Source organism: Fontimonas thermophila (assembly GCF_900113085.1).
GTDB lineage: Bacteria > Pseudomonadota > Gammaproteobacteria > Nevskiales > Nevskiaceae > Solimonas > Solimonas thermophila.
The window spans coordinates 123,591-135,091 of the sequence record NZ_FOOC01000008.1 but is presented as its reverse complement, the minus strand read 5'-3'; the positions used below and the strand labels follow the sequence as shown (position 1 = coordinate 135,091).

Sequence of the window (11,501 nt, the reverse complement as noted above, 5' to 3'; positions counted from 1 at the left end):
TTCTTCCCGCCGCCACTGCGGAAAACACGCCGTTTCGAAGATTCATTCTGGCATTTGTCGATTTCGTGGGCGGTGATTATCCTCCCCGCCCATGAACGATGCGCTCGATCCGCTTGCCATTGCGCGCCAGCCCACACAGCGGCGCGCCAGGGCGCGTTTCGAACGCATCCTCGCCGAAGCCGAAAAACTGCTCACCGAAGCCGGGCTGTCCGGCTTTTCGATTCCGCTGCTCGCCGAGCGGCTCGGCTATCCACGCGGCAGTATTTACGCGTACTTCCCGACGCCGTACGCGATTCTCAACGAACTGGTCGCCCGTCACCTCGCCGCGCTGGAAACCTTGTTCGATGCGCAGGCGCAGCGTCTGCGCAGTCTGGGCTGGCGTGAGGGCATCGCCGCCGCCATCGACATCGGCGTCGCTTATCACAACCGCCATCCCGCGGCGCGAATTCTGATTCTTGGCGGCGCCGTGACCGACGCCAGTTTTCGCGCCCAGGAGCAAACCCATCGCCGTCTCGGCGAACTGGCCCGGCGTGTCTGGGGTCATGAGATGGATCTGCCGGAACGCGAGCCTGAGGCCGCCACGCTCGCCGTCGATATCGGTATGGCGTGTTTCCGGCGTTCGTTCTACGCGCATGGCCGGATCACGCCGGCCTACCGCAACGCCGCGATTGCCGCGATGATCGGCTTTCTGGAACCTTATGCAGTACCGGTGCGCCCCAGACGCGCGACGAGGCGCACGAATCGACGTAGTCCGAGCCAAACAGAAGGAGAGCAGACATGACGCATGCGCAGGAGGAGCGCACCCCTTTGGCCTGGCTGTATCACTGGGAGCGTACGCGCCCGGATGCAATCCACCTGACCCAACCTTTCGGCGGTGGCAAAGTCGTTGATTACACCTGGCGCACGCTGATGGATCAGGTCCGGCGCATGGCCGCGCACCTGCAATCCCTCAACCTCCCGCCGAAAAGCCAGATCGCCCTGCTCGGCAAGAACTCCGCACACTGGATGATGGCGGATTGGGCGATCTGGATGGCCGGGCACGTGTCGGTGCCGCTGTACCCGACGCTCAACGCCGAAACCGTCCGTTACATCCTCGAACACAGCGAGTCGCGCGTGCTCTTTGTCGGCAAGCTGGACGATTGGCCGATGATGAAGCCGGGCGTACCGGCCACGCTGCCGGTGATCCGCCTGCCGCTGTCGCCCCAGACCGAAGGGGAACACTGGGATGACATCATCGCGCGCACCCCGCCGCTGCAGGGCAATCCGGATCGCGCACTCGATGAGCTGGCCACGATCGTCTACACCTCCGGCAGCACGGGCCAGCCCAAGGGCGTCATGCAGAGCTTTCGATCCTTCCATGTCTGCGGAACGAAGATGCGGGACGTGGTGCCGGCACGCGAAGACGACCGCATGCTCTCGTATCTGCCGCTGGCGCATGTGGCCGAACGGGTCGTCGTCGAGAACAACTCGACTTACTACGGCTTTCGCGTGTTTTTTGCCGAATCGCTGGAGACGTTCGTCGAGGATCTGCGCCGCGCACGGCCGACGATTTTTTTCTCGGTGCCGCGCCTGTGGACCAAGTTCCAGCTCGGGGTCAATGCCAAGCTACCGCCCCACAAACAAAAGATCCTGTTCCGCATCCCGCTGCTCGGACGCAGAATCAAACGCAAAATCCTCGAACAATTGGGCCTGGATCAGGTGCGCATCGCGCTCACCGGCGCCGCGCCGCTGCCGCCGCCGACGATCGCGTGGTATCGCAACCTCGGCCTGGAGCTGCTCGAAGGCTATGGCATGACCGAGAACATGGCTTATTCGCACTTTAGCCGGCCCAATGCCGCGCGCGTCGGCTACGTAGGCCATGCCAATCCCGGCGTCGAGTGCCGCATCGACCCCGAAACCGGCGAGGTGCTGATCAAGAGTCCCGGTCAGATGATGGGCTACTACAAAGAGCCGCAGAAAACCGCCGAGTGCTACACACCGGATGGGTTTTTCAAAACCGGCGACATGGGCGAGATCGACGAACAGGGCCGGCTGCGGATCACCGGCCGCGTCAAAGAGCTATTCAAGACCAGCAAAGGCAAATACGTGGCGCCGGTGCCGATCGAAAACCGCCTCGGCGCCCATCCGAAAGTGGAAGTCGTCTGCGTCGGTGGCGCCAACCAGCCTGCGACGTTCGCGCTCATCCTGCTCTCCGAAGAAACCCGCAAGCGGGTTGCAGCCGATCCTGCCGAGCGGGCGGCGATCAGCACCGAACTCGAAACCTTGATGGACGAGGTCAACCGCAGCCTCGATCCGCATGAACAACTCGCATTCGCCGTCGTCGTCAAAGAGCCGTGGACGATCGACAACGGTTTTTTGACGCCTACGATGAAAATCCGCCGCAACGCCATCGAAAAACACTATGAGCCCAAGGTCGAGGCTTGGTTCTCCTCCGGGCAGCGGGTGATCTGGGAGAGCTGACCGGTTGGGTGGCGCGCGCCTTCTCGCGCGCTCACTCCGCTGCGATCCGTCGGCCGGCTGCAGCCGGCCGCGCAGGGGTCTTAACGGCCATCATCCGGTGCGGCCACGCGCACCACCCGCGCTGGCCATTGCCCGCAGATGGCCCGTACCCGTGGGACGTCCGCAGCACAGCGCATAGCCTTTCTGCGCAAAGCCGGAAGACATGGTGCAAACGGACGGGGCATGCGTCATCGGTGACGCCCGATCAGCCCCATCGCAGCGTCAAGCCCTGGACATTAATTCAATAATCGTTGTATTATTGAATAATGAATGAAGAAACCGCCGTTTGTGCGCTTGCCGCGCTCGCCCATGCCCAGCGGCTGCGGGTTTTCCGCGCCTTGGTCGTCGCCGGCCCGGCGGGCCTGACGCCCAGCACGCTGGCCGACCAGCTCGACGTAGCCCGCAACGCCCTCTCCTTTCATCTCAAAGAACTGGCCCACGCAGGCCTCGTCACCATCGAGCAGCAAGGCCGCAACCTGATCTATCGCGCCGACTATGCACGGATGAATGCACTGCTCGCCTATCTCACCGAACACTGCTGCCAAGGCAGCACGTGCGAAACCACTGCCGTCTCCTCCATCTGCCAGACCTGTTAAGCAAGAGCCGTCATGAAACGCTTTCACGTCCATCTGCACGTCGATGACCTGACCCGCAACATCGACTTCTATTCCCGCCTGTTTGCGGCGCAGCCCGTACGCGTCGAAGCCGACTACGCGAAGTGGATGCTCGATGAGCCGCCAGTCAACTTCGCCATTTCCACGCGCGGCAGCAAGCCAGGCATCGACCATCTGGGCATCCAGACCGACAACCCCGAAGAACTGGCCGAACTCAAAGCCCGTGCACAGGCCGCCGACAGGGCGCTGCTCGACGAAGGCACCACAACCTGCTGTTACGCACGCAGCGAGAAACATTGGGTGACCGATCCGCAGGGCGTGGCCTGGGAACACTTCCACACGCTGGCCAACATTCCGGCGTTCAACGAGGCGGCACGGCTCGCGCCTCACACGACGGCCTGCTGCACACCCCACACCGGCAAAGCAGCCACCTCCTGCTGTCGATGAGAGCATATGCGCACCGAGCCGATTCAGACCCGCCACGTCTTGTTTCTCTGCACCGGCAATTCCGCCCGCTCGATCCTCGCCGAGGGCATCCTCAATGCTCTGGGACAGCATCGGTTCCGGGCGTATTCGGCCGGCAGTCATCCGAAGGGTGCGGTACATCCGCTTGCGCTCGCCACGCTCGAGCAGCTCGGCTTTCCGGCAACCGGGTACCGCAGCAAGAGCTGGGATGAATTCGCCGCCTCCGGCGCGCCGGTATTCGATTTCATTTTCACGGTCTGCGATGCCGCCGCCGGTGAAACATGCCCGGTCTGGCCGGGCAAACCGATTTCGGCCCATTGGGGCATGCCCGATCCGGCAGCCGTCACAGGCCCGGAGGAACAGCGTCGCCAGGCCTTCATGGACGCGGCCCAGACCCTGCGCCGGCGGATCGAACGCTTTCTGGCGCTGCCCTTCGATCGGCTTGATGCTGCCGCCCTGCAGCATGCACTGCGCGAGATCGGTCAGACGTAAACCGCGCATTACCCCTCACCACCATCCGCGATTCCCGCTATCGATTCCACCAGCTGCGTATCACATGACCGTCTTCGAACGCTATCTGAGCCTTTGGGTATTGCTATGCATCATCGCTGGCATCGGCCTGGGCGAACTCGCACCGGACCTGTTCCAGACCATCGGCCGGCTGGAAATTGCGCAGGTCAACGTAGTCATCGGAATCCTGATCTGGATCATGGTGATCCCGATGCTGCTCAAGGTCGACTTCGGTGCGCTCGGAAAAGTCCGTCGTTACTGGCGCGGCATCGGCGTGACGCTGTTTGTTAACTGGGCAGTGAAACCTTTCTCGATGGCACTACTCGCCTGGCTGTTCGTGCGCCATGTGTTCGCGCCATGGCTGCCTGCCGAGCAGCTCGACAGCTACGTCGCCGGGCTGATTCTGCTGGCCGCGGCACCGTGCACCGCCATGGTTTTCGCCTGGAGCCGGCTGACCAATGGCGATCCGGTGTTCACGCTGGCGCAGGTCGCGCTCAATGACATCATCATGGTATTTGCATTTGCACCCATCGTCGGCCTGCTGCTCGGCCTGTCCTCGATCACCGTGCCTTGGAACACCCTGCTGATCTCGGTGCTCTTGTACATCGTCATACCAGCGTGGCTCGCGCAGCACGGGCGCCGCACGCTGCTGCGCCGCGGCCAGGAGGCGTTCGAACGGGCACTCGCGCGCATCGGCCCGCTATCCACCACGGCGCTGCTACTCACCCTGATCCTGCTATTCGCTTTCCAGGGACAGACCATCCTCCGGCAACCTCTGGTCATCGCGATGCTGGCGGTCCCCATCCTCATCCAGGTGCTGTTCAACGCCAGTCTTGCCTACTGGCTCAACCACCGTGTGGGAGAGCAGCACAGCATTGCTGGCCCGTCGGCACTGATCGGCGCCAGCAATTTCTTCGAGCTAGCCGTAGCCACCGCCATCGGCCTCTTTGGCTTTCAGTCCGGGGCAGCCCTGGCCACAGTTGTCGGTGTGCTGATTGAAGTCCCCGTGATGCTGCTGGTCGTACACCTGGTCAACCGCTCACGCAACTGGTACGAACAAGCCGTCTGCACCCATCCTTCAAACGGCCAGCAGGCCTAGCGCGGAAACAAGGCCACCACGCTCACGCGCGGGGCCCTCGACGAGTGGCCGCGCACCCCAACACCTTTTCCGGGCCGTCTGCTGGCAGTGACACTGCATCAGGCGCCCCTCGCCTGGCCGTCGATCCCGCGCTCACGCGCGGGGCCCTCGACGGGTGGCCGCGCACCCCAACACCTTTTCCGGGCCGTCTGCTGGCAGTGACACTGCATCAGGCGCCCCTCGCCTGGCCGTCGATCCCGCGCTCACGCGCGGGGCCCTCGACGGGTGGCTCGGGGCGCTACTCCCACTCGATCGTCGCGGGGGGTTTGCCGGTGATGTCGTAGACGACGCGGGAGACGCCGGGGACTTCGTTGACGATACGCCGGGAGCAGGTGTCGAGTAGTTCGTAGGGGAGCTGCGCCCATTGGGCGGTCATGAAGTCGATGGTCTGCACGGCGCGCAGGCCGATGATCGGCTCGTAGCGCCGGCCGTCGCCGGTGACGCCAACCGATTTCACCGGCATGTAAACGGCAAACGCCTGCGCCGTCTTGTCGTACCAGCCAGACTTGCGCAGCTCTTCGATGAAGATGTGGTCGGCGTGGCGCAGGGTGTCGGCTGCGGCCTTGGTCACCTCGCCGAGGATGCGCACGCCCAGGCCCGGCCCGGGGAATGGGTGACGGTACACCATCTCGCGCGGAAGTCCGAGTTCGAGTCCGATCGCCCGCACCTCGTCCTTGAAGAGTTCACGCAAAGGTTCGATGAGCTTGAGCTTCATGCGCTCGGGCAAACCGCCGACGTTGTGATGGCTCTTGATGACCTGGGCCTTGCCGGTCTTGGCGCCGGCCGATTCGATGACGTCCGGGTAAATCGTGCCCTGCGCGAGGAATTCGATGCCCTCGAGGGTCTGCGCTTGTTCTTCGAAGACCTCGACGAACAAGGCGCCGATGATCTTGCGCTTGGCCTCGGGATCGGTCACGCCTTTGAGTGCGTGCAAAAAGCGCGCTTCGGCGTCGACGCGGATGACGCGCACCCCGAGGTGGTCGGCAAAGATCTTCATGACCTGATCGCCTTCCCGATAGCGCAGCAGGCCATGATCGACGAAGACGCAAGTCAACTGCTCGCCGATGGCCTTGTGCAGCAGGGCGGCGACCACCGCGGAATCGACGCCGCCGGAGAGGCCGAGCAGGACCTTGCGCGAACCGACCTGCTCGCGCACGCGCAGGATCGCATCTTCGATGATGTTGACCGGGGTCCAGGCCTTGCCACAGCCGCAGATCTCGTGCACGAAGCGGGCGTAGATGCGCCGCCCCTGCGGCGTGTGCGTGACCTCGGGGTGGAATTGCAGCGCGTAGTAAGCGCGCGTCTCGTCGGCCATGCCGGCGATCGCGACATCCTTGGTCGAGGCGATCCGCTTGAAGCCCGGCGGCAGCACGCTGACGTGGTCGCCGTGCGACATCCAGACGTCGAGCAGGCCGTGTCCTTCGTCGTTGACGCGGTCCTCGATGTCCTTGAGCAACCGCGAATGACCGTGGGCGCGCACCTCGGCATAGCCGAATTCCTTGACCGCACCCGGCGTCACGTTGCCACCGAGCTGTACGGCCATCGCCTGCATGCCGTAGCAGATGCCGAGCACGGGGACTTTCAAGTCCCACACGGCCTGCGGCACCCGTGGCGAGCCGGGTTCGGTCACCGAGGCCGGGCCGCCGGAGAGGATCACGCCGCGCGGCGCGAATGCGCGGATGTCGGCATCCGCCATGTCCCAGGGATGCAGCTCGCAATAGACGCCGAGTTCGCGCACACGCCGCGCGATCAACTGCGTGTACTGGCTGCCGAAATCGAGGATGAGGATTTTGTCGGAGTGGATGTTCAACGCGGTGCTCTCGACGAAAAAGCCCCGGCGAACCGGGGCATGCACGGAGGATCACTCCACGCGGTAGTTGGGCGCTTCCTTGGTGATGGTGACATCGTGGACGTGGGATTCCTTGATGCCCGCCGAAGTGATCTTGACGAAGCGGGTCTTGGTGCGCAGCTCTTCGATCGAACGGCAGCCGGTATAGCCCATGCAGGCGCGCAGACCGCCCACCATCTGGTGCACGATCGCCGCCATTGGGCCCTTGTAGGGCACGCGACCTTCGATCCCTTCTGGCACCAGCTTCTCGACTTCGGACGTGGTGTCCTGGAAGTAACGATCCTTGGACCCCTGCGACATCGCGCCGAGCGAACCCATGCCGCGGTAAGACTTGTAAGAACGCCCCTGGTAAAGCTCGACTTCTCCCGGCGCTTCCTCGGTGCCGGCGAGAATCGATCCGACCATGACGGCATACGCTCCGGCGGCCAGCGCCTTGGCGAGATCGCCGGAATAGCGCACGCCACCGTCGGCGATCAGCGGCAAACCGCGGTGTTTGAGCGCCTCGGCCACGGCCATCACCGCACTGATCTGCGGCACGCCGACGCCGGCGACGACGCGCGTGGTGCAGATCGAGCCCGGCCCGATTCCGACCTTGACCGCATCCGCACCGGCGTCGGCCAGGGCGAGCGCGGCCTCGCCGGTGGCGATATTGCCGCCGATGACCTGCAGGCTGTCCCCGTAAATCTGCTTGATGCGGGACACCCGATCGATCACGCCCTTGGAATGGCCGTGCGCGGTATCGACGACGATGACATCGACGCCGGCCTCGACCAGCGCGGCGACGCGCTCGTCGGTATCCGGACCGGTGCCCACCGCGGCACCGACGCGCAGGCGCCCGCGTTCATCCTTGCAGGCGTTCGGATAATCATTGGACTTCTGGATGTCCTTGACCGTGATCATGCCGCGGAGCTGGAAGCGCTCGTTGACCACGAGCACCTTCTCGATGCGGTGCTGATGGAGCTTGGCGATGACTTCTTCCTTGGACGCGCCCTCGCGCACGGTCACCAGGCGCTCCTTGGGCGTCATCACCTTGGATACCGGCTCGCCGAAGCGGGTCTCGAACCGCAGATCGCGGCTGGTCACGATGCCGACGAGATGCTCGCCATCGACGACCGGGACACCGGAAATGCGATGCGCACGGGTCAGTTGGAGCACCTCGCCCACCGTCATGCTCGGCGGCACGACGATGGGATCGGTGATCACCCCGGATTCGTACTTCTTCACCAGACGCACTTCGGTCGCCTGGCGTTCGATCGACATGTTCTTGTGAATGATGCCGATGCCGCCCTCCTGGGCCAGCGCGATCGCGAGCTTGGACTCGGTAACCGTGTCCATCGCCGCCGACAGCAGGGGGATGTTCAACTCGATACGGCGCGTCAGCCGGGTCTGCAGACTGACCTGTCGCGGCAGCACCTCGGAGAACGCCGGCAGCAGCAGCACGTCGTCAAAAGTCAGTGCCTCGGACTCGATACGCATGGCGTGGTGCTTATGTGAATAAGCGTCTTAGTATAAGCGATCGGCGCCTCTGCCGACGCATGGATTCGTTTAAGCTTGCGCGGGTATGAGCGCACCCGGCCGCACGATCTACACCGTCTCCGAACTCGCCGACATCCTGCGCGCGTTGATCGAGGATGCGCTGCCACGCGTCTGGGTGCAGGGTGAAATCTCCAACTTCTCCCGCCCCTCATCCGGGCACTGGTATTTCACGCTCAAGGATGCCCAGGCACAGCTGCGCTGTGCGATGTTCCGCAACGCGAATTTTCACATACGCCCGCAGCCCAAGGATGGCGATGAGGTGTTGGTGCGCGCGCAGGTGAGCTTTTATTCACCGCGCGGCGATCTGCAACTGATCTGCGAGCATCTCGAGCCGGCTGGCGAGGGTGCCTTGCTGCGCGCCTTCGAGGCGCTGAAGAAACGCCTGGCTGCCGAAGGCTTGTTCGACGAGGCACACAAGCGCGCGCTGCCGCGACTGCCACGCGCCATCGGCGTGATCACCTCGGCGAGCGGCGCCGCGATCCAGGACATTCTGACCACCCTGGCGCGGCGTTACCCGCTGGCACCGGTCTGGCTCTACCCCGTGCCCGTGCAAGGGGCGAGCGCACCGCCGGCAATCGTGCACGCGCTGCGTGAGTTGCCGCAACGCGCGCCGGTGGATGTGGTGATTCTCGCCCGCGGCGGCGGTTCGCTCGAGGATCTATGGGCGTTCAACGACGAGGCCGTCGCCCGCGCGATTCGCGCCTGCGCCGTGCCGGTGATCTGTGGCATCGGGCACGAGGTCGATGTCACCATCGCCGATTTCGCTGCCGATCTACGGGCGCCGACACCCACCGCCGCCGCCGAACGCGTCGCGCCGGACATCGCTGATCTGGATACCGGCATCCGTCAGCAGCAAGCGCGCTTGCACCACGCCATCGAACGCCGCATGGAAACGCAGATCCGGCGACTGGACAGCCTCGATGCGCGCCTGCAGGCCCAGCATCCAGCGCGCCGGATGCAAGACCGCGCACAGCGCCTCGACGAACTGCACGGGCGCATCATCCAGAGCATGACGACGCGCATCGCCGCGCTGCGGCAGGGTCTGCACCGCCTCGCCGCGCAACTGCAGGCGCGTGCGCCCGCGACGCAAATCGTGCTGCGCCAGCGCCGGCTCGACACCGCGCAGGCGCGCCTGCACGGTGCACTGCGCCGACATCTCGCCAATGCCGATCTGCGCTGCCAGCGCGCGGCATCGGTCCTCGCGAGTCTGGATCCACGCGCCGTGCTCGCGCGCGGCTATGCGATCGCCCTCGATGCCCAGGGTCATGTCTTGAGCGATGCCGCGCAGGCCCGCATTGGCGATGCGCTGCGCCTCATCCTCGCTCGCGGCGAACTTGACGCGCGCATCGAGCAGCGTCGGTCCGATCACTAAATCTCCCACGCCTCACCCCATGGCCTGGCTACAACTGCGCGTGCGTTCCCACCACCCCGAATTTGCGGAAGAAATCCTGCTCGCCCACGGCGCCGGCGCGGTCAGCTTCGTCGATGCCGCCGACAATCCCGTGCTCGAACCGGCACCGGGCGAAACACGGCTGTGGCACGACACCCTCACGCTTGGCCTGTTCGCCGAAGACGTCGATCTCTCACCGGTGGTCACCGCGCTGCGCGAGCTGCTGCCGGATGGCGCCGATGCGCTGATCGACCACACGCGGATCGAGGATCGCGACTGGGTGCGGGTATGGCTCAAGGATTGTCCGCCGCTCAAATTCGGCGAGCGGCTGTGGGTGGTGCCGCGCGAGAAGGTCGCCGAGGTCACCCAGCCGCAGGCCGTGATCCTGCGGCTGGATCCGGGGCTTGCCTTCGGTACCGGCACGCATCCGACCACGGCCCTGTGCCTGGACTGGCTCGCCAGCCAGAACCTGACGGGGCAGTCGATCCTCGACTACGGCTGCGGATCCGGCGTGCTCGCCATCGCCGCCCTGCTGCTCGGGGCAAGCCGCGCGGTGGGCGTGGACATCGATCCGCAGGCGCTGCGGGCGACGCGCGACAATGCCATCGAGAACGGCGTCGCCGATCGTATCCGCGTTTGCCTGCCACAAGACTTCGAGGCGATGACCGCCGACGTCGTCGTCGCCAACATCCTCGCCAATCCGCTGATCGAACTGGCTCCCCTGCTGGCACGCAGCGTCGCACCGGGCGGCCGCATCGCGCTGGCCGGGCTGCTCGACAGTCAGGCGAATGAAGTGCGTGCCGCTTATGCGCCGTGGTTCGACTTCGATGCCGATGTCTCGCACGAAGGATGGACTCGGATCACGGCGCATCGCCGCTGCGCGCGCTGATCCGTTCTCACGCTGATCCTTTTTTTCATCAAGCGCTGTGCGACACAGCTTGCACACCGGCATTCGGCTTTGCCGTATCCGCACTTGCATGTCCATCCGCAAGTAACTCCGCAGAAACTTACGGATCCGCCGCGGCGGCACGATCGACGTCGGCAAGTCGTGATACCACCCGTGCGAATGGTGCTTTCACGCCGCCGTGGGCGAGAGTATGATTGCCGCCCTTTCGCGATTCGGCAGTCTGTTCTGCTGCTGGATTTGCGAACGGTGCCAGAGCAAGCGCGAGCAGCGCCGCACATCGAGGAACAGAAAGATGGCTGCCCTTCGCCCATCCGACATCAAACCGCTCGGTCACTCGGTACAGGAATCACTGGACGACTTTTTCCGCACGCTCAACGGCCATGCGCCCAAGAATCTCTACGACCTGTTCCTCGAGCAGGTCGAGCCGCCGCTGCTGCGCGCCACCCTGCGCTATTGCCACGGCAACCAGTCCCGCGCCGCCGAGATGCTCGGCTTGAACCGCGCCACCCTGCGCAAGAAACTCAAGCAGCACAAAATCAACGCCGACGCCCTCAAACCGTGAGGATCCGCGACGCGGCGTCACTTCCATCGTC

At 64.5% G+C, this 11,501-nt stretch carries 11 protein-coding genes; 9 read left to right on the top strand and 2 right to left on the bottom strand.

The genetic code is table 11. The features are described from left to right. Nucleotides 1-91 precede the first annotated feature (91 nt). The 6 genes from BMZ48_RS09260 to arsB all read left to right on the top strand — a co-directional run bounded on the left by BMZ48_RS09260 (nucleotide 92) and on the right by arsB (nucleotide 5,187). Nucleotides 92-781: a TetR/AcrR family transcriptional regulator gene (locus BMZ48_RS09260; RefSeq protein WP_091534214.1), complete on the top strand. Its 690-nt coding sequence runs from the start codon at nucleotides 92-94 to the stop codon at nucleotides 779-781. After that, on the top strand, nucleotides 778-2,460 hold the full coding sequence (locus BMZ48_RS09255; protein WP_091534211.1) for an AMP-binding protein: 1,683 nt from the start codon (nucleotides 778-780) through the stop codon (nucleotides 2,458-2,460). Before BMZ48_RS09260 ends, BMZ48_RS09255 begins: the two co-directional genes overlap by 4 nt. A 305-nt stretch (nucleotides 2,461-2,765) precedes the next feature. Further along, nucleotides 2,766-3,095, top strand: a complete 330-nt coding sequence (locus BMZ48_RS09250; RefSeq protein WP_091534209.1) for an ArsR/SmtB family transcription factor — start codon at nucleotides 2,766-2,768, stop codon at nucleotides 3,093-3,095. 12 nt (nucleotides 3,096-3,107) lie between these two features. Then, nucleotides 3,108-3,560: an ArsI/CadI family heavy metal resistance metalloenzyme gene (locus BMZ48_RS09245; protein WP_091534207.1), complete on the top strand. Its 453-nt coding sequence runs from the start codon at nucleotides 3,108-3,110 to the stop codon at nucleotides 3,558-3,560. Nucleotides 3,561-3,566: 6 nt separating this feature from the next. Next, on the top strand, nucleotides 3,567-4,070 hold the full coding sequence (locus BMZ48_RS09240) for an arsenate reductase ArsC (RefSeq protein WP_091534205.1): 504 nt from the start codon (nucleotides 3,567-3,569) through the stop codon (nucleotides 4,068-4,070). A gap of 64 nt (nucleotides 4,071-4,134) precedes the next feature. Beyond that, the gene (arsB, locus tag BMZ48_RS09235; RefSeq protein ID WP_091534203.1) at nucleotides 4,135-5,187 is read left to right on the top strand and encodes an ACR3 family arsenite efflux transporter; all 1,053 of its coding nucleotides are present in this window, start codon (nucleotides 4,135-4,137) and stop codon (nucleotides 5,185-5,187) included. Nucleotides 5,188-5,464: 277 nt separating this feature from the next. Here arsB and guaA read toward each other — a convergent pair whose 3' ends face one another. Further along, nucleotides 5,465-7,036 carry a glutamine-hydrolyzing GMP synthase gene (guaA, locus tag BMZ48_RS09230; protein WP_091534239.1) on the bottom strand — a complete coding sequence of 524 codons (1,572 nt, stop codon included), beginning with the start codon at nucleotides 7,034-7,036 and terminating at the stop codon, nucleotides 5,465-5,467. Between the two features lie 51 nt (nucleotides 7,037-7,087). Continuing rightward, nucleotides 7,088-8,551: an IMP dehydrogenase gene (gene guaB, locus BMZ48_RS09225; RefSeq protein ID WP_091534201.1), complete on the bottom strand. Its 1,464-nt coding sequence runs from the start codon at nucleotides 8,549-8,551 to the stop codon at nucleotides 7,088-7,090. Nucleotides 8,552-8,636: 85 nt separating this feature from the next. Here guaB and xseA point away from each other — a divergent pair, with 85 nt between their 5' ends. The 3 genes from xseA (at nucleotide 8,637) to BMZ48_RS09210 (ending at nucleotide 11,470) form a co-directional block, all read left to right on the top strand. Further along, the gene (xseA, locus tag BMZ48_RS09220; RefSeq protein WP_091534199.1) at nucleotides 8,637-9,983 is read left to right on the top strand and encodes an exodeoxyribonuclease VII large subunit; all 1,347 of its coding nucleotides are present in this window, start codon (nucleotides 8,637-8,639) and stop codon (nucleotides 9,981-9,983) included. A 19-nt stretch (nucleotides 9,984-10,002) separates the two neighbouring features. Continuing rightward, the gene (prmA, locus tag BMZ48_RS09215) at nucleotides 10,003-10,890 is read left to right on the top strand and encodes a 50S ribosomal protein L11 methyltransferase (protein ID WP_091534196.1); all 888 of its coding nucleotides are present in this window, start codon (nucleotides 10,003-10,005) and stop codon (nucleotides 10,888-10,890) included. A gap of 310 nt (nucleotides 10,891-11,200) precedes the next feature. Beyond that, the gene (locus tag BMZ48_RS09210) at nucleotides 11,201-11,470 is read left to right on the top strand and encodes a helix-turn-helix domain-containing protein (protein ID WP_091534236.1); all 270 of its coding nucleotides are present in this window, start codon (nucleotides 11,201-11,203) and stop codon (nucleotides 11,468-11,470) included. Nucleotides 11,471-11,501 lie beyond the last annotated feature (31 nt).